Annotated in this window: 20 protein-coding genes; 13 read left to right on the top strand and 7 right to left on the bottom strand. The window is 64.5% G+C overall.

Features of this window, described 5'->3' with window-relative positions:
• Nucleotides 1-8 precede the first annotated feature (8 nt).
• From GDN70_RS21620 to GDN70_RS21605, 3 genes are all read left to right on the top strand, one after another.
• A complete protein-coding gene (locus GDN70_RS21620) occupies nucleotides 9-269 on the top strand; it encodes a hypothetical protein (RefSeq protein WP_244625807.1) in 261 nt (86 codons plus the stop codon).
• A gap of 962 nt (nucleotides 270-1,231) precedes the next feature.
• Nucleotides 1,232-2,473, top strand: a complete 1,242-nt coding sequence (locus GDN70_RS21610; RefSeq protein ID WP_152103013.1) for an FAD-dependent oxidoreductase — start codon at nucleotides 1,232-1,234, stop codon at nucleotides 2,471-2,473.
• A 180-nt stretch (nucleotides 2,474-2,653) separates the two neighbouring features.
• Nucleotides 2,654-3,418 (top strand): outer membrane protein, encoded by a 765-nt coding sequence (locus GDN70_RS21605; RefSeq protein WP_028144812.1) that lies wholly within the window; start codon nucleotides 2,654-2,656, stop codon nucleotides 3,416-3,418.
• A 113-nt stretch (nucleotides 3,419-3,531) separates the two neighbouring features.
• Here GDN70_RS21605 and GDN70_RS21600 read toward each other — a convergent pair whose 3' ends face one another.
• The 4 genes from GDN70_RS21600 to parE all read right to left on the bottom strand — a co-directional run bounded on the left by GDN70_RS21600 (nucleotide 3,532) and on the right by parE (nucleotide 8,085).
• Nucleotides 3,532-4,302 carry an SDR family NAD(P)-dependent oxidoreductase gene (locus tag GDN70_RS21600; RefSeq protein WP_028144811.1) on the bottom strand — a complete coding sequence of 257 codons (771 nt, stop codon included), beginning with the start codon at nucleotides 4,300-4,302 and terminating at the stop codon, nucleotides 3,532-3,534.
• 21 nt (nucleotides 4,303-4,323) lie between these two features.
• Nucleotides 4,324-4,509 carry a hypothetical protein gene (locus GDN70_RS21595; protein WP_028144810.1) on the bottom strand — a complete coding sequence of 62 codons (186 nt, stop codon included), beginning with the start codon at nucleotides 4,507-4,509 and terminating at the stop codon, nucleotides 4,324-4,326.
• Between the two features lie 321 nt (nucleotides 4,510-4,830).
• A complete protein-coding gene (locus GDN70_RS21590; RefSeq protein ID WP_018323049.1) occupies nucleotides 4,831-5,613 on the bottom strand; it encodes an outer membrane protein in 783 nt (260 codons plus the stop codon).
• Between the two features lie 426 nt (nucleotides 5,614-6,039).
• Nucleotides 6,040-8,085, bottom strand: coding sequence for a DNA topoisomerase IV subunit B (parE, locus tag GDN70_RS21585; RefSeq protein ID WP_028144809.1), 2,046 nt, complete (start codon nucleotides 8,083-8,085; stop codon nucleotides 6,040-6,042).
• A gap of 272 nt (nucleotides 8,086-8,357) precedes the next feature.
• Here parE and GDN70_RS21580 point away from each other — a divergent pair, with 272 nt between their 5' ends.
• The 3 genes from GDN70_RS21580 to argC all read left to right on the top strand — a co-directional run bounded on the left by GDN70_RS21580 (nucleotide 8,358) and on the right by argC (nucleotide 10,756).
• The gene (locus GDN70_RS21580) at nucleotides 8,358-8,888 is read left to right on the top strand and encodes a DedA family protein (RefSeq protein ID WP_152103012.1); all 531 of its coding nucleotides are present in this window, start codon (nucleotides 8,358-8,360) and stop codon (nucleotides 8,886-8,888) included.
• 225 nt (nucleotides 8,889-9,113) lie between these two features.
• Nucleotides 9,114-9,779 carry an FMN-binding negative transcriptional regulator gene (locus tag GDN70_RS21575; protein ID WP_095424229.1) on the top strand — a complete coding sequence of 222 codons (666 nt, stop codon included), beginning with the start codon at nucleotides 9,114-9,116 and terminating at the stop codon, nucleotides 9,777-9,779.
• Complete coding sequence (argC, locus tag GDN70_RS21570) at nucleotides 9,776-10,756, top strand: N-acetyl-gamma-glutamyl-phosphate reductase (RefSeq protein WP_028144806.1); 981 nt, start codon at nucleotides 9,776-9,778, stop codon at nucleotides 10,754-10,756. Before GDN70_RS21575 ends, argC begins: the two co-directional genes overlap by 4 nt.
• Before the next feature lie 130 nt (nucleotides 10,757-10,886).
• Here the strand turns inward: argC and GDN70_RS21565 are convergent, their stop codons facing one another.
• Nucleotides 10,887-11,285, bottom strand: a complete 399-nt coding sequence (locus GDN70_RS21565) for an MAPEG family protein (RefSeq protein WP_028144805.1) — start codon at nucleotides 11,283-11,285, stop codon at nucleotides 10,887-10,889.
• Between the two features lie 64 nt (nucleotides 11,286-11,349).
• Nucleotides 11,350-13,158 carry an alpha/beta hydrolase gene (locus GDN70_RS21560; protein WP_038970212.1) on the bottom strand — a complete coding sequence of 603 codons (1,809 nt, stop codon included), beginning with the start codon at nucleotides 13,156-13,158 and terminating at the stop codon, nucleotides 11,350-11,352.
• Between the two features lie 253 nt (nucleotides 13,159-13,411).
• On the opposite strand from GDN70_RS21560, the gene GDN70_RS21555 reads away from it, so the two are divergent.
• From GDN70_RS21555 to GDN70_RS21535, 5 genes are all read left to right on the top strand, one after another.
• Nucleotides 13,412-13,687: a hypothetical protein gene (locus tag GDN70_RS21555; protein WP_038946669.1), complete on the top strand. Its 276-nt coding sequence runs from the start codon at nucleotides 13,412-13,414 to the stop codon at nucleotides 13,685-13,687.
• Nucleotides 13,688-13,902: 215 nt separating this feature from the next.
• The gene (locus GDN70_RS21550) at nucleotides 13,903-15,123 is read left to right on the top strand and encodes an LL-diaminopimelate aminotransferase (protein WP_028144802.1); all 1,221 of its coding nucleotides are present in this window, start codon (nucleotides 13,903-13,905) and stop codon (nucleotides 15,121-15,123) included.
• 29 nt (nucleotides 15,124-15,152) lie between these two features.
• Nucleotides 15,153-16,469, top strand: coding sequence for a homoserine dehydrogenase (locus GDN70_RS21545; RefSeq protein WP_028144801.1), 1,317 nt, complete (start codon nucleotides 15,153-15,155; stop codon nucleotides 16,467-16,469).
• Nucleotides 16,470-16,631: 162 nt separating this feature from the next.
• Nucleotides 16,632-17,633, top strand: coding sequence for a class II fructose-bisphosphatase (glpX, locus tag GDN70_RS21540; protein ID WP_018323059.1), 1,002 nt, complete (start codon nucleotides 16,632-16,634; stop codon nucleotides 17,631-17,633).
• Nucleotides 17,634-17,777: 144 nt separating this feature from the next.
• Nucleotides 17,778-18,497 (top strand): haloacid dehalogenase type II, encoded by a 720-nt coding sequence (locus GDN70_RS21535; RefSeq protein WP_028144800.1) that lies wholly within the window; start codon nucleotides 17,778-17,780, stop codon nucleotides 18,495-18,497.
• Between the two features lie 32 nt (nucleotides 18,498-18,529).
• Here GDN70_RS21535 and GDN70_RS21530 read toward each other — a convergent pair whose 3' ends face one another.
• Complete coding sequence (locus GDN70_RS21530) at nucleotides 18,530-19,183, bottom strand: TetR/AcrR family transcriptional regulator (RefSeq protein ID WP_244625806.1); 654 nt, start codon at nucleotides 19,181-19,183, stop codon at nucleotides 18,530-18,532.
• Between the two features lie 176 nt (nucleotides 19,184-19,359).
• Here GDN70_RS21530 and GDN70_RS21525 point away from each other — a divergent pair, with 176 nt between their 5' ends.
• Together GDN70_RS21525 and GDN70_RS21520 are read left to right on the top strand one after the other, a co-directional pair.
• Complete coding sequence (locus tag GDN70_RS21525; RefSeq protein ID WP_049801653.1) at nucleotides 19,360-20,562, top strand: efflux RND transporter periplasmic adaptor subunit; 1,203 nt, start codon at nucleotides 19,360-19,362, stop codon at nucleotides 20,560-20,562.
• Between the two features lie 5 nt (nucleotides 20,563-20,567).
• On the top strand, nucleotides 20,568-23,714 hold the full coding sequence (locus GDN70_RS21520; RefSeq protein ID WP_152103011.1) for an efflux RND transporter permease subunit: 3,147 nt from the start codon (nucleotides 20,568-20,570) through the stop codon (nucleotides 23,712-23,714).
• Nucleotides 23,715-23,725 lie beyond the last annotated feature (11 nt).

Genomic DNA, 23,725 nt, shown 5'->3' with positions numbered 1-23,725 from the left:
GTGGCGGAATGGACGAACTTAAATCGGACAAGTCAACGGTGGAAATGTTAGAGCCGGGGATGACAAAATTCATCCTCGTCGCGCTCCTCACGACGCTTCCGGTTCTGGCGCAAACTACTCCTATCCCCACGCCGCCACTGACCGACCGGGAACGCGTCCAATCGGACCGTGCGAAGGCCGCCGAGGATGAAAAGGGAGCTCCGATGACGCGTCCCTGGGACCGCGACGCCGACGGCAAGCGCCCATGGGAACGGAAGTCGAAGCCTTGAGGTAGCGGGCGCCTGTTCGCCGCAGGCGAAGGAACAACTCCTTGGTCACCTGGATTGTCCACCAAACCAGGGAGACGATCCATGATCCGCAAGTCCATCCTCGTAGCTTTCGCATGCGCTGCACTTTCGACGTCCGCTTTTGCCCAGGGAGGCGGGGGAGGCGGCGGTGGTGCGGGCAGCGGTGGTGCGGGCGGCGCCAGCGCGGGTGCCGCTGCCGGTACGGGGACCGGCGGCGCCGGCGCGGGATCCGCGGCCAGCTCGGGTGCCGGAGTAGGTACGTCATCCAGCAGCGCCAATTCAGGGCCGTCGGCCCCTTCAGGAATGGGGACGCATAGCACCACCACCGGGGCCAACGTCAACACCAACAGAGGTCAGAACAATCCGAACGTTCAGTCGCCGACTGCGAACGGCACGTCGCCGACAGCGGCGCAAGCTGAGCGGAACGCTGGTGTTGGTCACGCGCCGAACGGATTGCCGATCGGCACTCCGGGCTCCGGGACCAGCAATGAAGATCAGAAATAATCTGGCTCTGCTGCATGAAAGGCCCGCGCAGCGCGGGCCTTTCTCGTTGCATCGCAAGTGGCGACCGGCTGCTCTGACGAGAAAGGCTGAGCCGCGCGCGGCCGTCGCCGCAGGCAAAGCTAGACCTTCGGCTCGCTCTCTTCCGCATTGCCGCTTCGCCGCGTGCGCAGATAGACGAGCGCGATGTTGATGGCCAGCCAGGCTGCCACGCCTGCAAGCAACCATGCCACGTTGAACGTTCCCGCTGATGCCGTTTGGGTCGTATTCCCCATAACAACGGGGCCCGCGGTTTATTCGGGGGCCGCGAGGGCCTGCGTGATCCGAAGCTGCCAGCCGTCCTTGCCGAGACCCGTCCAGATTGAGGCTGCGATCGACCTGAACCGGCGTTACAATCGTCCGGCATATCTTGATCGATACTCGCATCGTGGATAGCGGCTGCAATGACCTCCGACCAACAACCGAACCGGACGAAAAGAGTCCGTTGCTGCATCGTCGGCGGCGGGCCGGCCGGCATGATGCTCGGCTATCTTCTGGGGCGGGCCGGCATCGAGGTCGTGGTGCTGGAGAAGCATGCGGATTTCTTCCGCGATTTCCGCGGCGACACCGTGCATCCCTCGACGCTCGAGGTCATGGACGAACTCGGCCTGATCGACGGCTTCCTGAAGCTGCCGCATCAACGCCTGCAGAAGATGGACGGCCTGTTCGGCGGTACGCCGGTGCGCATCGCCGATCTCCGCCGGCTCCACACCAAATACCCCTTCATCGCCTTCATGCCGCAATGGGATTTTTTGAATTTCCTGCGCGAGGCCGGCCGGCGCTTTGCCTCACTCGAGGTGATGATGAGCACGGAGGCGGTCGATCTGATCCGCCGCGGCGAGAAGATCGCGGGGGTGCGGGCGAAAACGCCTGACGGCGTCGTCGACATCGAAGCCGATCTCACCATCGCCTGCGACGGCCGGCATTCGACGGTGCGCGAGCGCGCCGGCCTTGGTGTCGAGGAGATCGGCGCGCCGATGGACGTGCTGTGGTTCCGCGCCGGCCGCAAGGCCGACGAGACGGAAAGCGTGTTCGCGCGCGTCGAGCCCGGCAAGATGATGATCACGTTCGATCGCGGCGACTATTGGCAGTGCGCCTATATCATCGCCAAGGGACAGCACGAAGCGGTGAAGGCGAGGGGACTGCAGGCACTGCTCGACGACGTCGTGCGCATGGCCCCGATCCTCAGGTCGGGCATCGCCGACGTGAAGAGCTTTGACGACGTCAAGCTGCTGACCGTCGCGATCAACCGCCTGACGCGCTGGACGCGGCCGGGTCTGCTTTGCATCGGCGATGCCGCGCATGCGATGTCTCCGGTCGGCGGCGTCGGCGTCAATCTCGCCGTGCAGGACGCAGTCGCGACCGCCAATCTGCTGGCGGACAAGATGCAGCACGGCTGCCCGTCCGACAACGATCTCGATGCCGTGCGCCGTCGCCGCGAATTCCCGGTGAAGATGACCCAGCGCATGCAGGTGATCGTGCAGAACAAGATCATCAGCAGTGCCTTGCAGGAGCGCGATCGGCCGCTCAAAGTGCCGCTGATCGTGCGCCTCATCACCGCGCTGCCATGGCTGCAGGGCATTCCGGCGCGCCTGCTTGCGCTCGGCGTGCGGCCCGAGCACGTGCATTCGAAAGCGGCATCGTAGCCCAGGAATTCGGTAGGGATAATGTCGCGTTAAATCGCGCGTGCGGCGTTGCGGGCGAGCAACAGCGCCGACGGATCTGCGGACCAGCGCGTGCCCATGCGCCGCGTTAACTCTGTTGATTCGAATTTTAGTAACACCCGTCTGTGACCGTGCGTCCATCAAAGGACACGGGGTTGTACCATGCGTAACAAATTGATTGCCGCCTTCGCCTGCACGACCGCTCTGGTTTCGGCGGGCGCGGCCTCCGCCGCCGATCTCGGTGCGCGCTACACCAAGGCGCCCGCCTATGCGGAGCCGCTGTTCAACTGGACCGGCTTCTATGTCGGCGGTCACATCGGCGGTGCATGGACCAACCAGCAGTTCATCAACAACGGGACCGGTGCGCCGTTCGGCGATCTCGTCCCGGGCGAGGGCTATCGTCAGCGCAGCGCAGGCATCATGGGCGGCGCCCAGATCGGCTACAACTGGCAAGCCAACAACTACGTGTTCGGCATGGAAGGCACGATCTCCGGCCTCGACAACAAGGGCTCGTTCACGAACACCGCGTTCGGTGCGGGCGACGACGTGTTCTCCTGGCGCACCAACGTGCTCGCGACCGTGGTCGGCCGCGCCGGCTTCGCCGTGCAGAACAACCTCTTCTACGTCAAGGGCGGCTATGCCGGCGCGAACAACCGTCTGTCGGTCAGCGACACCGTCGGTGTGTCGGGCTCGGGCGGACAGACCCACTGGGCCAACGGCTGGACCGTCGGCGCCGGCTGGGAATATGGCGTCACCCGCAACTGGATCGTCGGCCTCGAATACAATTACGCGGCCTTCGGCAGCCAGACCTATCAGCTCGGCGGCACGTCGGGGAATTACACCTTCGATGCCAAGCCGCGCGACATCCAGTGGGCCGTCGTGCGCGCGAGCTACAAGTTCGACGCACCTGTCATTGCCCGTTACTGAGCACGTCGACGACGCAACGCGACCAACGATCAAAAAAAGCACTGCCTAAATTAAAGCCCCGGATTTGTCCGGGGCTTCTTTTTTGCGTTGTTGAATGGCCGACAGGCCCGGCCTCAGGCCATCACCGAGAAACCGCCATCGACGGGGATCGCGGTGCCCGTGACGAAGTTCGACGCGGACGATGCCAGGAACACGGCGATGCCGGCGAAATCGTCGATGTCGCCCCAGCGCCCCGCAGGCGTGCGCGCCAGCACCCGCTCGTGCAATCCTGACACCTGCTGCCGCGCGCCGCGGGTGAGGTCGGTGTCGATCCAGCCCGGCAGGATCGCATTGACCTGGATGTTGTCGGGCGCCCAGGCATTGGCGCAGGCACGCGTGTACTGCACGATGCCGCCCTTGCTCGCCGCATAGGCGGTGGCGAAGCTCGCACCGAAGATCGACATCATCGAGCCGATGTTGATCACCTTGCCGTTGCCTGACGCCTTCAAGGCCGGATAAGCAAGCTTCGAGCACAGGAAGGCGCTGGTGAGGTTGGTGTCGATCACCTTGTTCCACTCGTCGAGCTCGAGCTCGTGCGGCGGCTTGCGGATGCTCATTCCGGCATTGTTGACGAGGATGTCGATGCGGCCGAGATCCTTCACCACGCGCGCGATCATGGCTTCGATGGCGGCCCTATCGGTGACATCGGTCGCAATCGCGATCGCCTTGACGCCGCGCTGCCTGAGATCTTCGACGGCTGCTTTGGACTTGGCCTCGTTGCGTCCGACCACGGCGATGTCGGCGCCGGCATCGGCAAGGCCGCGCGCCATGCCGAGCCCGATGCCGCCATTGCCTCCTGTTACGACCGCGACCTTGCCGCGGAGCTCGAACCGGCTGGATGTCATGCTTGTATTCCCTGGTTTCTTTTATTGGTTGCTCTGCCAGATCAGCACCAGCCCGAAGCCGGCCATGGCGGCGCCATAGCCGGCCCAATGCAGCTGGTTGACCATGAAGCTCGATCGCGGCCAGGGCACCGTACCCGTACCCTGTCCGATCCAGAGCAGCCCGACGGCGAGGGCAAACAGGCCTGCTACAAGCAGAAATCTGCGCATGCATTCCTCCCCGTCGGTCCGCTTCCGTCGCGACCCGCGGCATCGATCGCCACGGTCAGGAGAGCTTGGGCCCACAGTAGCCGTAGCTTTGGTCCGGATACAATGGCGCCGCCGGCAGAAGCCAACGCGGCGAAGCCCAGCGCATGGCGCGATGCGGGGGGGCAGGCGGTCACCAACGTTATGTGAGTGATCGAAGCTCAGCTCGCCGCTGCGTACGACGCTGAAGTCGAGCTTTGGTCGCCGACTGACCATAACGAAAAAGCCCCGGCGATGCCGGGGCTTTGACGTCTGAACTTGCGTTCGGATCAGTACTTGGTCGGATCAGTACTTGGCGACGACCGGACCGGTCCAGTTGAAGCGGTAGACCAGCGAGGTCGAGATCGTCTGGTTCCAGCTGTTGGCGCGGATGTCGCGGCCGACCAGCGCGTTGGTACCGTCGAAGAGCTCGTTCGAGGTCTTGGCGTTGTAGAAGGCCGAACGATACTCGGTCTTCATGAACCAGCCGGGCGAAGAGACGCCGAAGATGTTCAGGCTGTTCTCGACACCGCCGCCGACGAACCAGCCGTTGCGGTTGTAGCTGTTGAGGTGGATGCCGGCGGGAGTGCCGCCCAGCGTCGTGAAGTTGGTCTGGCCGAAGTGGGCGCCCGAGTAACCACCGTTGACGTAGGAGAGAACGTTCGGGGCGACCAGCCAGCCGAGGCGCACGCCCGCGGCCCAGGAGGTTTCCAGCTTCTGGTTGCCGGTGATGCCGACGATCGGATCCTGGATGGTGGCGCGGATGCTGCCGAACTGGCCGTCAGCGAACACACCGGCGACCCAGGTGCCGCTGAACTGCCAGTCGTAACCGGCGCCGACGGTGCCGAACCAACCGGAGCCGCCCTGACGCTGGTCGATCGTCAGCGGAACCGCACCAACGGTGGTCTGGACGTGCTGGTCGGCATTGGAGAGGCCGCCGCCGCCGCCGCCGAACACGTAAAAGCCGGTCCAGTTGGCGACGGGCGCCGGCATCGGGGCCTTCACGTAGGGACGGGCACCGAGATCGGCCGCCGAGGCCGAACCGGTCATCGCGGCAACCGCGGTCAGAGCGAGCAAAACCTTCTTCATGTTAAAATCCCCAACCTTGGTCTGTGTAGCAGCGCGAGCGCACTGAAGTTCGTGTCATCTGATGCTCGGACTATAGACGTTTCCTGCCGGAATGCTGTTGCCGGGCAGGCACAGTTGCCGGAAAACGCCGATACGCGGGTATTTCCGCCGCGGCTGTCAAGATCTGTAATAGTTACATAAATTCAAAGCCTTACCGAGATTTTTGGAATTCAACCTTGGGTAAGGTTTCGTTAGCAAACCGGCCTTGTCCGAAATGGAGGCAGTCGTGCCTCCGCCTGAGCGCCGTGAGTCGTTGGCCGAGTCGCAACGACGATTCCGGGAATCGCTCAAGGCCATACGGACCGCAGCGACGTCATCGCCCCCGCAAAGCAAAAGAGCCCCGGCTTTTCGCCGGGGCTCTTGACGGAGCGCTACAGGGCCGAGGGCTCAAACGTCCAGCAGCTCCTCGCTGGCGAACTCGGCCTTGTCCGAGATGAAGGCGAAGCGCGCCTCGGCCTTGGTGCCCATCAGCCGTTCCACCGAATCCGCCGTGGTGTCGCGATCGTCGGCGAGCAGCACCACCTTGAGCAGCGTGCGCTTCCTCGGATCCATGGTGGTCTCCTTGAGCTGCGCCGGCATCATCTCGCCGAGGCCTTTGAAGCGGTTCACCTCGACCTTGGCGTTGGCGTTGAACGCGCTTTTGATCAACTCTTCCTTGTGCTTGTCGTCGCGCGCGTAAACCGACTTGGTGCCGTGCGTGAGCTTGTAGAGCGGCGGCACGGCCAGGAAGAGGTGACCCTCGTCGATCAGCCGCGGCATCTGCCGGTAGAAGAATGTGATCAGCAGCGAAGCGATGTGCGCGCCGTCGACGTCGGCGTCGGTCATGATGATGATGCGCTGATAGCGCAGATCCTCTTCTCGGTATTGCAGGAGCTGGCCGCAGCCGATCGCCTGCACGAGGTCGGAGAGCTGGGCATTGGCCGTCAGCTTGTCCTTGCCGGCGGAGGCGACGTTGAGGATCTTGCCGCGCAGCGGCAGCACGGCCTGAGTCTTGCGGTCACGCGCCTGCTTGGCGCTGCCGCCGGCCGAGTCGCCTTCGACGATGAAGAGCTCGGAGCCTTCGGTGCCGGCATCGGTGCAGTCGGCGAGCTTGCCGGGCAGCCGCAGCTTCTTGCCGGCGGTCTTGCGCGCCGTCTCCTTTTCCTGGCGGCGGCGCAGCCGCTCCTCGGCGCGGTCGATCACGAAATCGAGCAGCCTGTTGGCCATGTTCGGATTGCCCGACAGCCAGTGATCGAACGGATCCTTCATCGCCTGTTCGACGATGCGCTGCGCTTCCGCGGTGGCGAGACGATCCTTGGTCTGGCCCTGGAATTCGGGCTCGCGCACGAACACGGAAAGCATGACGGCGGCACCGACCATCACGTCTTCCGACGTAATGGACGAGGCGCGCTTGCCCTGTCCGACGCGCTCGGCGTGATCCTTCAGGCCGCGCAGCAGCGCGCTGCGCAGGCCGGATTCGTGCGTGCCGCCATCGGGTGTCGGGACGGTGTTGGTGTAGGAAGAGAGGAAGCCGTCGGCATCCGCGGTCCAGGCCACCGCCCATTCGCAGGCGCCATGCGCGCCGTTGCGGCCCGACTTGCCGGAGAAGATATCCGGGTGGACCAGCGTGTCGGCGTGAATTGCTGCCGCCAGATAATCCTTGAGGCCGCCGGGGAAGTGGAATGTCGCTTCGGCCGGTACGTCCTCGACGCCTTTGAGCAGTTCGGGCGCGCAATTCCAGCGGATCTCGACGCCGCCGAACAGATACGCCTTCGAGCGCGTCATCTTGAACAGGCGCTGCGGCTTGAACGCAGCCTTGGCGCCGAAGATGTCGGTATCGGGCTTGAAGCGGACGCGCGTGCCGCGGCGGTTGTTGATCTTGCCGAGATCCTCGAGCTTGCCCTTGGGGTGTCCGCGCTCGAAGGTCATGCGGTAGAGCTTCTGGCTGCGCGCGACCTCGACCTCGAGCAGCGAGGAGAGGGCGTTCACCACGGAGATGCCGACGCCGTGCAAGCCGCCGGAGGTCTCGTAGACCTTGCTGTCGAACTTGCCGCCCGAATGCAGCGTGCACATGATGACTTCGAGCGCCGATTTCTTCGGAAATTTTGGATGCGGGTCGATCGGGATGCCGCGGCCGTTGTCGGTGACGGTCAGGAAGCCGTCCGCGGAGAGTTCGACGCCGATGAAGGTCGCATGTCCCGCCAGCGCCTCGTCCATCGAGTTGTCGATGACCTCGGCGAACAGATGATGCAGCGCCTTCTCATCGGTGCCGCCGATATACATGCCGGGTCGGCGCCGCACCGGTTCCAGGCCTTCGAGCACCTCGATGTCGGCTGCCGTGTAGTCGGCTTCGCCGCCGGTTCCGCGCGAAGCCGCCTTGGCAGGCGTGCGAGGCTTTGGCTCATCGCCGCCGAAAAAATCGTCTTTTGCTTTGGGTTTCAACTGTTTGGACATATATCTTGATACGCTTTGAGGGCCGCATAAGCGGCGAATCGGTTAGGCCGACTATGCCACTTCTGACTTGGAAAGGTTACCGCGGGCGGCCGGGGCGGTTTGGTTGGGAGTCAATCCCGGCGATTTTACGCCGCAGGCCCTGCAATTCCCGGCAATTTGACCGGACCGTCGGCGCCGAGCGAGTTTTGTGACTTGATGTCACACAAGCCCTTGGCTTACCAGTCTTTTTCATCGAGCAGCACCTTGAGACGGGGCGGGAAGGCTTTTTTTAGATGGAGCAATTTGCGCACGCCCTGGCCGATTTCGTGCGCGTTCACCAGGCCTGGGCGGCTCCGATCGTGTTCCTGCTCGCCTTCGGGGAATCGCTCGCCTTCATCTCGCTGCTGGTCCCGGCCTGGGGCGCGCTGGTCGCGATCGGTGCGCTGATCGGGGCGAGCGGCATCAGCTTCTACCCGATCTGGATCGCCGGCGGCCTCGGCGCGGCGCTCGGCGACTGGGTCTCGTACTGGTTCGGCTACCGCTACAAGGAGAAGGTCGCCCAGATGTGGCCGCTCTCGCGCTATCCGGAGCTCCTGCCCAGGGGCGAGGCTTTCGTGCGCAGCTGGGGCATCCCCAGCATCTTCATCGGCCGCTTCTTCGGGCCCTTGCGCGCCTCGGTGCCGCTTGCGGCCGGCATCTTCGAGATGCCTTATTGGAGCTTCCAGGCCGCCAATTTCGTCTCGGCCCTGATCTGGTCCGCCGTGCTCCTGATGTTCGGCGACGTGCTCGCGAAGATCATGGAATGGATCTGGCGGGTGATCTGACGCCGAAACCTTGACGGAAACCCGATCTGGCCTTATAGCCGCGCGCCATGATCAACGCCGCGACCATCCTGTTCGCTCGTCGCCGCCGCCGCTCTTTAGCGGTTTGGGCGGTCGATCGCGTTTGAGATCATCGTCTTTGCCGCTGGATCCGATCCGCGGCATTCTCTCTCCTGTCAGCGCGATCTGATCCGGCGGCCCCCCAAGGAGGCCCAGCAGGAGACCACGATGTACACGCCACCCTTTTTCAAGCAGGACCGCGCCGCAAGCCTGAAGTTCGCCGAAGAGCGCGGCTTCGGCACCATGTGCGCCTTTGACGGTCACAAGCCGGTCGCTTCCCCGCTGCCGTTCTATCTGACCTATGCGGCCGATGGCACGCCGCAGGCGGCCTTTCATGTCGCCCGTCACAATCCGCTGCTAAAGCTTGCGGATGGCGCAGCGTCCTGGCTGCTCGCGATCAATGGCCCCGATGCCTATGTATCGCCGGATTGGTACGTCTCGCCGGACCAGGTGCCGACCTGGCTCTACCAGTCGGTGCATCTGAGCGGGCCGGTGCGGATGTTGTCTGACGACGAGTTGGCGGTGCAGATCGACACGCTCAGCGACAAGTTCGAGAACTGGCTGCGGCCGAAGAAGCCGTGGACATCGGACAAGATGACGGCCGGACGGCTCGAGGCGATGAAGAAGGCGATCGTGGGTCTGGTGATGACGGTTGAGGAGGTCGAAGGCAGCTTCAAGCTCAACCAGCACAAGTCCGACGCCGACTACACGGCGATCGCCAATGCGCTCGGCGCCGGCGATGCCGACGCCAAGCAGATCTCACTTTTGATGCGGCAGGCCAGGCCGCAGGTTTTTGCAGACGACACGAACATGCTCGAAGGGAGCGCACCATGAGCCTCGCTGACATCAAACAGGCCCCGAAGGGCGCTGCCACCAAACCCGCGACCGTCTTCGTCGACGGCGGCTCCGGCACCACCGGGCTCGGCATCAACGAGCGGCTGAAACTCCAGAACGACGTCGTCGTGAGGACGATCGCCGACGACAAGCGCAAGGACCCCGCGGCCAAGAAGGCGCTGATGGAGGAGGTGGATCTCGTCATCCTCTGCCTGCCCGACGATGCCGCCAAGGAAACGGTTGCGCTGGTCGACAGCATGGGCGCTTCGGGCCCGAAGGTGCTGGACGCCTCGACCGCCTACCGGGTCGCGCCCGATTGGGCCTACGGCTTTCCGGAACTGACGGCTGACCAGGCCGGCAAGATCAAGGCGGCGAAGAAGGTCTCCAATCCCGGCTGCTATCCGACCGGCGCGATTGCGCTGCTGCGGCCGATCGTCGATGCCGGCCTGTTGCCGCCCGATTATCCCGTCGCCGTCAACGCGGTGAGCGGCTATTCCGGCGGCGGCAAGTCGATGATCGCGAGCTTCGAGGACGGCAGCGCGCCGTCCTTCGAGCTCTACGGCCTCGGCTTCGAGCACAAGCATCTGCCGGAAATGCAGCTCTATTCGAACCTGACGCGGCGGCCGATCTTCATTCCGTCGGTGGGCAACTATCGGCAGGGCATGCTGGTCTCGGTGCCGCTGCAGCTCGACACGCTGCCCGGCAAGCCCGGCGGTACCGATCTGCAGGCTGCGCTCGCCAAGCGGTACGTCGGCTCGAATTACGTCAAGGTGATGCCGCTGCAGAACGAGGCGGCCAAAGGCGGCCGGATCGAGCCGGAGGCGCTCAACGAGACCAACATGCTCGAGCTCTACGTCTTCGCCAGCGACAAATATCACCAGGCGGTGCTGGTCGCCCGGCTCGACAATCTCGGCAAGGGCGCCTCGGGCGCCGCCGTGCAGAACATGCGGCTGATGCTGGGATTGCCGGAGGAGTAGGGCAGTCTCGCGCCCCGGACGCAGCGCAGCGCTCCTTCAGCGGTGCGCTGCAGAGCCGGGGCCCATGTTTTCTGTTTCGTTTGCGGCGTTCTGGGTCCCGGCTCGCGCTTCGCGCGTCCGGGACACGAAATCAAACCACCTTGAAGATCGCCAGCGCCAGCACGGCCTGGGCGAGGAAGCCGACGGTGAAGGCCAGGGTGCGGAACACCGGGATGCCGATCGCGTAGACGATGAGATGTGCGACGCGCGACCAGAAATAGACGGCGCAGGCGAGCACGGTCCATTTTGTGGAATAGTCGATCGCGTTGAGGATCAGTACCAGCGGCGCAAAGAGCACGAGGTTCTCGACCGCGTTGTCATGCGCGAACATCAGGCGGTTCGCCCATTCCGCCTGCGGCTTGTCGCCGCGCGAGGGGTTGGCCATGGCGCCGCTGAGGCCGCGGACCTGGCAGCGGTTGATGGTGTAGGGGATCCAGAGGATCCCGGTCAGGATCACCGTCAGTGTCAGCCAGAACAATTCGCGCGTCATGGTCGGGTCCCCTCTGTCGTCGCTGCGTTGAGCGCGAGTCTATACAAAAGCGCGGAAGATTCCGCTATGCGCGAACCCTGACATAGCTGCCGGGCGCGTCCTCGATCGCCGGCAGGGCGTCGCTGCCGACGCTGCGCGCCGGGACTTGCTCCGGATCGAGCTCGCCCAGCCATTGACGCCAATCCGGCCACCACGAGCCCTTGTGCTCGACCGCGTCCTTCATCCATTGGGCGACGTTGACGTCCTTGATGTTGTCGTTGGTCCAGTACTGGTACTTGTTCGAGGCGGGCGGATTGACGACGCCGGCGATGTGGCCCGAGCCGGACAGCACGTATTTCACCGGACCGCCGAAGAACTGCGAGCCGTACAGCACCGATTCAGCGGGCGCGATGTGGTCCTCGCGGGTGGCGAGGTTGTAGACGGGCACCTTGACCTTGGAGAGATCGAGCAGCGTGTTGTCGAGCACCATCGTGCCGGTGGAGAGCCGGTTCTCCAGATAGCAATTGCGCAAATAATAGGAATGGTTCGACGCGGTCATGCGCGTCGCGTCCGAATTCCAGTGCAAGAGGTCGAACGCGCTCGGCTGCTGCCCCTTCAGGTAGTTGCTGACGACGTAGGACCAGATCAGATCGTTGGAGCGCAGCATGTTGAAGGCCATCGCCATCTTCGAGCCTTCGAGCACGCCGGCCGCCTTCATGTCCTGCTCGAGCGCCGCGATCTGCTCCTCGTCGACGAACACCAGGAGGTCACCCGCATGGGTGAAGTCGACCTGTGCGGCGAAGAACGTCGCCGACGACACGCGTTGGCGGCGCTTCTCGGCGAGCCAGGCCAGCGTGGTCGCGAGCATGGTGCCGCCGACGCAATAGCCGGCGGTGTGCACCTTCATCTCGCCGGTGACCCTCTCGATCACGTCCATCGCCGTGAGCGGGCCTTCCTTCATGTAGTCTTCCCAGCTCTTGTTGCCGAGCCGCTTGTCGGGATTGACCCATGAGATCACGAACACGGTGATGCCCTGGTCGACGCACCACTTGATGTAGGATTTCTCCGGCTTGAGATCGAGGATGTAGAACTTGTTGATCCAGGGCGGCACGATCAGGAGCGGAGTGCGCAGCACCGTCTCCGTGGTCGGCGAATACTGGATCAGCTGCATCATCTCGTTCTGGTAAATCACCTTGCCCGGCGTCGTCGCCATGTTGACGCCGACGACGAGGTTGTCCGGGTTGGACTGGCGGATCTTCAGCATGCCCTTTCCGGCTGCGATATCCTCGGCCAGCATCTTCAGGCCGCGGGCGAGGTTCTCGCCGCTGCTGGCCACCGTTTCGCGCAGCACCTCCGGATTGGTCAGCACGAAGTTGGACGGCGAGATCGCGTTGATGACCTGCTGGACGTAGAACTCCGCCTTGCGGCGGGTCTGCGGATCGAGCCCTTCGGCGTCGCGCACCAGCTCCTGCGCCCATCTGGTCGTGAGCAGATAGAGCTGCATGACGAAATCGAAGAACTGGTTCGACTTCCATTCCGGGTCGGCAAAGCGCTTGTCGCGCGGCGAGGGCGCGATCGCGGGCGCTGCGTCCTGGCCGGCCATGCGGCGCACCGCCGAGCCCCAGAGGTCGAGATAGTCCTTGGCGAGCTTGGTCTGCAGATCGGAGGAGCGGGACGTATCCGACAGCCAGTATTCGGCGACCGAGGTGAAGGTCTTGACGACCTCGGCGAGCTCGGCCGGCGGGCGATCCTGCACCTCGCCGCTCTCGCGCGGCTTGAGGTAGGCGGCCAGCGCCTTGCCGCCGCTCTCCATCGCCCGCGCGACATTCATCGCGAAGGCTTCCGCATCGAACTTCGTCTCGGGTTTGGGCGTATCGGTCGTGGCCATGCTCATGAGCAGAACAGTAACGGTTCATTCCGTATTCGTCACCGCGAAGCTCGCATGTTTGACGTTAAACACTCTCGAAGATGTGTTGCACTGCGACAAATCTTCTTGGTTCCGTCACATTCGGGCCGCACCGCTCGGCTTGGTGGGCAATGGCTGTTTTCTCGCTCGCACCATTTGGGCAGCAATGGTTTGAGCTTGGGCGCGGTCTTGGGTAAGGTTGCCCGGGGCCGTGCTTTGGGACGAGTAGGGGATTTCCCAAGTGTTGGCGTTGTGGGACCTGCAAAAGACGCTGCCGATCCGCGGCGCGCTGCTGATCGCGGCGCTCGCCGTTGGCGGCTGCTCGAGCCAGCTCGCGGATATGACCCCCGCGGACGCGCAGGCGCATCCCAGGGAGCCCGGCACCTACCTGCCGGTGCACGACCTGCCGCCGGATCGTGATCAAGCGGTCATCCCGCCGGAGCAGCGCGCCAAGATCGAGGCTGAGCTCGCCGCCGCGCGCGATCGCCAGGCCGTCGCCGGCAAGGATGCGAAATGAGCCGCTCCAAGGTAATCGCTGGCGCCCCCGCCTTGCCGTGCTAAAAGACCACGTTCAGCCGAGAGTCAGGGCGAACGACTTCAGTCTTCGTCGTCGATGATTGCTCTAAGCATTTGATTTTGAGTAATTTTCACGGCGAAAATGGACGCCTTTCCGAAGCGCCGTCCTGGCCTGTCGATTCTGTCCTGACCGGTTGCCCCGGAGCCCAGAGAGCCATGGAAGAATTTTACCGCATCCGCCGCCTTCCGCCTTACGTGTTCGAGCAGGTCAATCGGGCCAAGGCGGCCGCGCGGAATGCCGGCGCCGATATCATCGACCTCGGCATGGGCAACCCGGATCTGCCGGCCCCGGCGCATGTGCTTGAGAAGCTGAAGGAGACGCTGGGCAAGCCGCGCACCGATCGCTACTCGGCGTCCCGCGGCATCCCCGGACTGCGCCGGGCCCAGGCCGGCTACTACGCCCGCCGCTTCGGCGTGAAGCTCAACCCCGACACCCAGATCGTCGCGACGCTGGGCTCGAAGGAAGGCTTTGCCAACGTGGCGCAGGCGATCACCGCGCCCGGCGACGTCATCCTCTGTCCGAACCCGAGCTACCCGATTCACGCCTTCGGCTTTTTGATGGCGGGCGGCGTGATCCGCTCGGTGCCGTCGGAGCCGACGCCGCAGTTCTTCGAGGCGGTGGAGCGGGCGATCGTGCATTCGATCCCCAAGCCGCTGGCGCTCGTCGTCTGCTATCCCTCGAACCCGACCGCCTATGTCGCGAGCCTGGATTTCTACAAGGACCTCGTCGCGTTCGCGAAGAAGCACGAGATCCTGATCCTGTCCGATCTCGCTTATGCCGAGGTCTATTTCGACGAGAACAATCCGCCGCCCTCGGTGCTCCAGGTGCCCGGCGCGATGGACGTCTCCGTCGAGTTCACCTCGATGTCGAAGACCTATTCGATGGCCGGCTGGCGCATGGGCTTTGCGGTCGGCAACGAGCGCGTGATCGCAGCGCTCGCCCGCGTCAAATCCTATCTCGATTACGGCGCCTTCACGCCGGTGCAGGTCGCGGCGACCGCCGCACTGAACGGTCCCGACGATTGCATCAAGGAGATGCGCGACACCTACCGCAAGCGCCGCGATGCGCTGGTGGAATCGTTCGGCCGCGCCGGCTGGGAGATCCCGCCGCCGGAGGCCTCGATGTTCGCCTGGGTGCCGCTGCCCGAAGCCTTCCGCAGCGTCGGCAGCATGCAATTCGCGACCCTGATGGTGGAGAAATCCGGCGTTGCGGTCTCGCCCGGCGTCGGCTTCGGCGAGCATGGTGAAGGATATGTCCGCATCGCCATGGTGGAAAACGAGCAACGGATCAGGCAGGCCGCGCGCGGCGTGCGACGCTTCCTTGAAAGCGGCATCGAAACGTTGCACAACGTCGTTCCGCTCGCCAATCGGCGTTAAGTTCTCTTCGGCAGGTTTTCTAAGTCATCATGGTTGCACCCCTGAAAGTGGGCATAGCGGGGCTCGGCACCGTGGGCGCCGAAGTTGTCCGTTTGATTGAAACGCAGGCCCGCGTGCTCGCAGGCCGCAGCGGCCGCGGTATCCGCGTCGTCGCCGTCACCGCGCGCTCGAAGGCGAAGAAGCGCGGCATCGACCTGCGCGGCGTCGAATGGGTCAAGGATCCGTTGGCGCTGGCCACGCATCCCGGCATCGATTGCTTCGTCGAGCTGATGGGCGGCGCCGGCGATCCCGCGCTGTCGGCGGTCGAGGCCGCGCTCAGCGCCGGCAAGTCAGTGGTCACGGCAAACAAGGCGCTGCTCGCGAAGCACGGTTTGAAACTGGCAAAGGCCGCTGAAAAGCACAGCGGTGCGCTGAATTACGAGGCAGCCGTCGGCGCCGCGATCCCCGTCATCAAGACGTTGCGCGAGGGTCTTGCCGGAACCGGCATCAACCGCGTCTATGGCATCCTCAACGGCACCTGCAATTACATCCTGACCCGGATGGAGCAGGAAGGCCTGTCCTTCGCCGAATGCCTCGCGGATGCGCAGCGGCTCGGTTATGCCGAGGCCAACCCGTCCTTCGACGTCGACGGCCATGACACCGCGCAAAAACTCGCCATTCTCGCCAGCCTCGCTTTCGGCACGAAAGTTGCTCAAAGCGCGGTGTATGTCGAAGGCATCTCCTCCATCGCGCCGGAAGATCTGCGCGCGGCGGCCGATCTCGGCTACCGCGTCAAGCTGCTCGGCGTTGCGGTGCGCACCGCCAAGGGCATCGAGCAGCGCGTGCATCCGACCATGGTTCCGAAATCCTCCTCGATCGCGCAGGTGATGGGCGTCACCAATGCGGTCACAATCGACGGCGAGGGCATTCCGCCGATCACGCTGGTCGGCCCCGGCGCCGGCGGTGCCGCGACGGCATCCGCCGTCGTCGCCGATATCGCCGATGTCGCGCGCGGAATCCGCGCCAATCCGTTCGGCCGGCCCATTTCTCATTTGCGCGACACCAAGAAGGCGCCGATGGAGCGGCACGAGGGCGGCTATTACATCCGCCTTCTGGCGCGCGATTTCCCCGGCACCGCGGCTGCGATCGCGACGCGGCTGGCAGAGCAGAAGATTTCGATCGAGTCGATCGTGCAGCGTCATCCCAATGGCGGCGCTGCGCCAGCCGACGGCAAGGCGGTTCCTGTGCCCGTCATCCTGATCACCTACGCGACGCATGAGGACGCGGTGCGCCGCGCGCTCGCCGCCGTGCAGAAGGACAAGGTGATCAGCGGACGGCCGCAGGTGATCCGGATCGAGAAGAACTGAGCATGTCCCGGATCCGAAGGACCGCGCCAGCACATAGTGCGAAGCGGTTTTCCGGAAAGGTCATGCTGAAACAATGAGGCGGTTTGAACGAACGAACCGTGGGCGTTGAGAGTTGATGCGGGCAGAGACTTCTGTCCAAAACCGTTTCGAAGGAGTGAGCCGATGTCGACCCATATTTCAGTCCCCCCGCACGCGTTGCTCGAGCGCATCCTCACGCTGGAGATCGTGCGGGTGACGGAGCGGGCGGCGGTGTCGTCGGCGCGGCTGCGCGGGCACGGCAACGAGAAAGCGGCCGACCAGGCTGCGGTGGATGCGATGCGCCGCGAGCTCAACAAGCTCCCGATCGAGGGCACCATCGTGATCGGCGAGGGCGAGCGCGACGAGGCGCCGATGCTCTTCATCGGCGAGAAGGTCGGCCTGAACGCCGGCCCGCAGGTCGACATCGCGGTCGATCCGCTCGAAGGCACCACGCTGTGCGCCAAGAACATGCCGGGCTCGATTGCCACCATGGCGATGGCCGACGGCGGTACGCTGCTGCACGCCCCCGACGTCTACATGCAGAAGCTCGCGATCGGGCCGGGCTACAACAAGGGCGTCGTCGATCTCGATGCAACGCCGGCCGACAACGTCCGCCGTCTCGCCAAGGCCAAGGGTGTCCAGCCCGACGGCATCACGGTTCTGGTGCTCGATCGTCCGCGCCATGCCAGCATCATCGAGAGCGTGCGCTCGACCGGCGCCGCCGTGCGCCTGATCACCGACGGCGACGTGGCCGGCGTGATCCATTGCGCCGACCCCGATAACACCGGCGTCGACATGTATCTCGGCACCGGCGGCGCGCCGGAAGGCGTGCTCGCGGCCGTGGCGCTGCGCTGCATCGGCGGCCAGATGCAGTGCCGTCTCATCCTCGATTCCGACGAGAAGCGTGAACGCGCCGCCAAGATGGGCGTCAACGATCCCAAGATGATCTACGGCATCGAGGACATGGCGCGCGGCGACTGCCTGTTCGCCGCCACCGGCGTCACCACGGGCTCGCTGCTCTCGGGCGTCAAATTTCGCAAGGACGGCGTGATCGAGACCGAGACGGTGGTGATGCGTTCGGTCACCGGCACCGTGCGCTACATCAAGGCCGAGCATCGCGAGCTTGCGAAGTTCCATCTGGACTAAGTAGGGCATAACAACTGCCCGTCATTCCGGGGCGACGCAAAGCGTCGAGCCCGGAATCCATAACCACGATCGGGAGTATGGATTCCGGGCCTGCGCCTAACGGCGCATCCCGGAATGACAACAAGAACAATCACGGGAAGCGCCATGTCCGAACTCTCCGCCGTCAAAGCCCTTGTCTTCGACGTCTTCGGCACGGTTGTGGACTGGCGCACCAGCCTCATCACCGACTTCATGTGGTGGAGCAGGCAGCGCGGCATCAGTGCCGACTGGACGGCGCTCGTCGACGGCTGGCGCGGCATGTACATGGCCTCGATGGACGATGTGCGCAAACATCCCGAGCGCGGCTATGTCATGCTGGATGATCTGCACCGCCGCTCGCTAGAGAAGCTGGTCGCGCAGTTCGCGATCAAGGGCCTCACTGACGCCGATCTCGATTATCTCACCAAGGGCTGGCATCGCCTCAATCCCTGGCCAGACAGCGTCGCGGGCCTCACCCGGCTGAAGTCGAAATTCGTGATCTCGCCGCTATCGAACGGCAATGTCGCGCTGCTCACCAACATGGCGAAGTTTGCCGGCCTGCCGTGGGATCTCGTCATGTCGGCCGAGCTGTTCGAGCACTACAAGCCCGATCCGGAAACCTATCTGGGCGCAGCAAGGCTGCTCTGCCTCAAGCCGGAGGAGGTGATGATGGTCGCCGCCCACAACGGCGATCTCGCGGCGGCGCAGAAGAACGGCCTGAAGACCGCGTTCGTCGCACGGCCGACGGAGTACGGTCCGCTCCAGAAGGTCGATTTCGAAGCCACCGGCAAGTGGGACATCGTCGCCAAGGACTTTGGCGGGATCGCCGATAGGCTCGGCTGCTGACCTTCTTCCAAGCCGAGCGAGGCGGCTCACGCTTATTCGTCGGCCGCACAGAAGGTTGCAATGGCAAGATCGATCCGCCGGTCCAGGGCGCGGCGATTGAACTTGAATGCGGTGTCTGTCAGCAGCCTGAAATGATCGTGGCTGAACACCATGCCGAACAGCATTTCGGCAATGAGGCGGAGCGGCACGCCCTGAAAACGGGGCTCCAGGCGAACTGCCTTCAGTAGCTCGACGATATGCTCCGTGCCGCTTTCCATGATGACCTCGGCGAACATACGCCCCAGCTCCGGGGACGCCTGACGTTCACCGATGATCAAACGCTGCAGGGCGATCTCGCCAGGCGACAGCGCGACGTTGGCCGCCTCGCGCAGCATGTTTCGAAGCCGGATCACTGGTGATCCTTCCGAAGGGGTGTCTGCGTAATCGGCTTCCAGCAAGCTGCGCAGCAGCATGGCGCGGAACAGCTCGGTCTTGCTCTCGAACAATTTGTAGAGCGTCTTCTTCGACATCCCGGCGGCACCGGCGATGTCGTCCATCGTCGTCGCGGCAAACCCTTTGCTGGTGAAGGTGTCCTTCGCCGCCGCCAGCAATTGCCTCATGCGAGCGTCGGGGGCGGGGCCCACGGTCGGCTTGGTCCGCTCCGACGGCGGAGCAATGCGCCTCTGACTGCTGGCTTCTTTCGCCATGGACGTACCCGCTTGAATTTGAGCTGCTTCACGACTGCTTGAACGCCGTTGTGCAGGCAGCCTAGCACTTGACTTCAGGGAAGGAAACTACCAAGTTTCCCAATGGAAACTGAATAGTTTCCAAATGTTTCCGCGCGATGCCCTTCAGGGGCCGCAACTTACCCATGGATCGTCTCATGCGTTCCCCGATCGTCCGCGCTGTTCCCTTGATTGCCCTGCTGCTTGCCGCTTGCGGGGAGCAGAACCCGCAAGCGGCATTGCAGCAGATGGTGCCAGAGGTCGGCATCATGACCCTGAAACCGCAGGAAGCGAAGATCTCGACGGTGCTGCCGGGCCGCGTCGTCGCCTACCAGGTTTCCGAGGTCCGGCCGCAGGTCACGGGCATTCTGCTCAAGCGCGACTTCGTGGAAGGCGCCGAGGTCAGGGAAGGCGACCTGCTCTATGAGATCGATCCGGTGCAGTACAAGGCGGGCTTGGCCAGCGCCGAGGCCGCGGTGCAGAGGTCGGAGGCAACGCTCGTCAGCGTCAAGCTCAAGGCCGCGCGCAAGACCCAGCTTCTGCAAACCAATGCGGCGAGCCAGCAGGATGTCGACGATGCGGTCGCCGCCTACAAGCAGGGCGAGGCCGACGTGAAGGCGGCGGAGGCCAACCGCGACACGGCTGCGATCTCGCTGGATCGCACCAAGGTCACGGCCTCGATCTCGGGCCGGATCGGCAAGTCGAGCATCACGCCCGGTGCGCTGGTCACCGCCAGCCAGGCGACCGCGATGACGACGATCCAGCAGCTCGACCCTGTCTATGTCGACCTCGATCAGTCGACCTCCGAGATGGAACGCCTGCGCAACCAGATCGCCAGTGGCCGGCTTAAGCGTCCTGCCGAAGGCGTGCAGGTCGAGCTCTTGATGGAGAGCGGCAGGGCTTACGGCCACAAGGGCAAGTACGGCTTCACCGATGCCAGTGTCAACGAGAGCACCGGCTCGGTCTCGTCGCGCGCGGTCTTCGCCAATCCCGAGCGGGCGCTGCTGCCGGGCATGTATGTGCGCGCCCGCGTCGTCGCCGGCGTGGACACGGCCGCGATCCTGGTGCCGCAGCGGGCGGTCTCGCGTAATCCGCTGGGGCAGGCGGTGGCGATGTTCGTCGACAAGGACGGCAAGGTCGAGCAGCGGACGCTGGAACTCGGAGAGGATGTCGGCAGCAACTGGCTGGTGCGCTCCGGCGCCAAGGCGGGCGACCGCCTGGTCGTCGAGGGAACGCAGAAGGCTCGCCCCGGCGCGCCGGTCAAGACCGTCGAGGTCGCGGTCGATCCCGCAACCGGTCTTGCCGTGAATCCGACGCGGCAGGCCGACGCGCGGCCTGCAGCCGCCACAGCCGAGCAGTAACCGTCATGTCCCATTTCTTCATCAAGCGGCCGATCTTCGCCTGGGTCATCGCCATCCTGATCATGCTGGGCGGCGTGCTCGCGATCATGCGGCTGCCGATCGCGCAATATCCGCAGATCGCGCCGACCGTCGTCACGATCACGGCGACCTATCCCGGCGCCAATGCCGAGACCGCGGAGAACTCGGTGACCAAGGTCATCGAGCAGAACATGACCGGTCTCGACTATCTGCAATACATGTCGTCGTCGAGCACCTCGACGGGCCAAGTGCAGATCTCGCTGACCTTCACCAACGGGGCCGATGCCGACATCGCCCAGGTGCAGGTGCAGAACAAGCTGCAGCTTGCAACTCCGCTGCTGCCGCAGGTCGTGCAGCAGCAGGGCATCAAGGTCGTGAAGTCCTCGGCGAGCTTCTTGATGGTGCTGGGTTTCGTCTCCGAGGACGGTCGGCTTGCCGCCAGCGACATCGCCGACTACGTGGCCTCCTCGGTCAACGATCCGATCAGTCGCGTTGCCGGCGTCGGGCAGGTGACGTTGTTCGGCGCCGAATACGCCATGCGCATCTGGCTCGATCCCGACAAGCTGGCCAAATACAATCTGATGCCCAGCGACGTGACCGCGGCGATCCAGACCCAGAACACGCAGGTGACCGCCGGCCAGCTCGGCGGCCTGCCGTCTGTCGGCGGCCAGCAGCTCAATGCCACCATCACCTCGCAGAGCCGCCTGCAGACGGTCGAGCAATTCAAGGACATCATCCTGCGCACGGCCACGACCGGTCAGACGGTCCGTATCGGCGACGTCGCGCGGGTCGAGCTCGGTTCGAAGTCCTATGATTCCGCCGCGCGCTACAACGGCAAGCCGGCCGCGGGCATGGGCATCAGCCTTGCGACCGGCGCCAATGCGGTCGCGACCTCGGAAGCGGTGAAGGCGCGCGTTGCCCAGCTCAGCGCCACCATGCCGGAGGGGCTCCGCGTCGTCTACCCCTACGACACCACGCCCTTCGTCAAGCTGTCGATCGAGAAGGTGATCCACACGCTGTTCGAGGCGATCGCGCTGGTTTTCGTCGTGATGTTCGTGTTCCTGCAGAGCTGGCGCGCCACCATCATTCCGACCATTGCCGTGCCGGTGGTGCTGCTCGGGACCTTCGGCGTGCTCTCGCTCGCCGGCTATTCCATCAATACGCTGACGATGTTCGCGATGGTGCTGGCGATCGGCCTCCTGGTCGACGATGCCATCGTCGTGGTCGAAAACGTCGAGCGCGTGATGGCCGAGGAGCAGCTTAGCCCGCGCGAGGCGACCGAGAAATCCATGCGCGAGATCACCGGGGCCCTGGTCGGGATCGGCGTCGTGCTCTCGGCCGTCTTCATCCCGATGGCGTTCTTCAACGGCTCGGTCGGCATCATCTACCGGCAGTTCGCGCTCACCATCGTCACGGCGATGCTGCTGTCGGTGCTGGTCGCGCTGATCCTGACGCCGGCTTTGTGCGTCACGATCCTGAAGCCGCCGCAACACCATGGCGCGCAGCGCGGCTTCTTCGGCCTGTTCAACCGCGGCTTCGACCGCATGGCCGACGGTTATCAGCGCACCACGGGCGCCGCGATCAGGCGCATCGCCGGGGTGATGATCGCCTTCGCGGCGATCGTCGCCGGCATGGTCTTGCTGTTCCAGCGGCTGCCGAGCTCGTTCCTGCCCGACGAGGACCAGGGCACGATCATGACCCTGATCCAGCTCCCGGTCGGCGCGACGTCGACGCGCACGCTCGACGTGATCAAGCAGGTCGAGCATCAATATCTCGACAACGAGAAGGATGCCGTCGACGGCGTGTTCGCGGTCAGCGGCTTCAGCTTCGCGGGGCAGGGGCAGAATGTCGGCCTCGCCTTCGTCAGCCTGAAGCCGTTCGACGAGCGCAAGAGTCCTGCGGCCTCGGCGCAGGCCGTGGCCGGCCGTGCCATGGGGGCGTTCATGAAAATCCGCGACGCCATGGTGTTCGCGGTGCTGCCGCCGTCGATCCCCGGCTTCGGCAATGCCGGCGGATTCGACGTCTATCTCCAGGACACCGGCGGCAACGGTCACGAGGCGCTGATCCAGGCGCGCAACCAGCTGCTCGGGCAGCTCGCGGCGGACAAGCGCGTGGCGCAGGCCCGGCCGAACGGTCAGGACGATACGCCGCAATTCAATCTCGACGTCGACCAGGCCAAGGCCACCGTGCTCGGCGTCAACCTCAGCGATCTCAACACCACATTGTCGGCGGCCTGGGGCGGAGCCTATGTCAACGACTTCATCGACCGCGGCCGCGTCAAGCAGGTCTATGTGCAGAGCGATGCGCCGTTCCGCATGGATACCAGCGACATCGGCCGCTGGTATGTGCGCAACGCCTCGGGCTCGATGGTGCCGTTCTCGGCGGTCGCCACCGATCGCTGGAGCTTTGGCTCGCCGCGCCTTGAGCGCTACAACGGCGTTGCCGCCGTCGAGCTGCAGGGGCAGGCGGGACCGGGCATCAGCTCGGGCGTTGCCATGCAGGCGGTGGAGGAGCAGATGGCTAGGCTGCCCAAGGGCTATGGCCACGAATGGACCGGATTGTCGTTCCAGGAGCGGCTCACCGGCAGCCAGACGCTGTATCTCTATTCGATCTCGCTGTTGATCGTCTTCCTGAGCCTTGCGGCACTCTACGAGAGCTGGTCCGTCCCGTTCGCGGTGATGCTGACGGTGCCGATCGGCGTGCTCGGCGCGCTGCTCGCGGCGACGCTGTTCAGCCAGGCCAACGACGTCTATTTCCAGGTCGGTCTGCTCACGACGATCGGCCTCGCCTCGAAGAACGCGATCCTGATCGTCGAATTCGCGCTGGAGCAGATCGCGGCCGGCCGGAGCCTCGTCGATGCCACCCTGCACGCGTCACGTCAGCGCCTGCGCCCGATCCTGATGACCTCGCTCGCCTTCATCCTCGGCGTGTTGCCGCTGGCGGTGGCGACCGGCGCCGGCTCGGCCAGCCAGAATGCGGTCGGCGTCGGCGTCGCCGGCGGCATGATCGCGGCGACCGTGCTCGGCATCTTCTTCGTGCCAGCGCTGTTCGTGCTGGTGAAGCGGATATTCCCCGGTGCCCGGGCGGACGTCGCCACCTCGAATCTTCCTGGGGTCGCGGAGCCCGCGGAATAGGAGCAGTCATG

It is taken from the genome of Bradyrhizobium sp. TM102 (assembly GCF_009176685.1).
In the GTDB taxonomy this organism is placed as follows: domain Bacteria; phylum Pseudomonadota; class Alphaproteobacteria; order Rhizobiales; family Xanthobacteraceae; genus Bradyrhizobium; species Bradyrhizobium ottawaense.
Note: the sequence above shows the minus strand (reverse complement) of the source record. Positions and strands in the feature narration are given on the sequence as shown.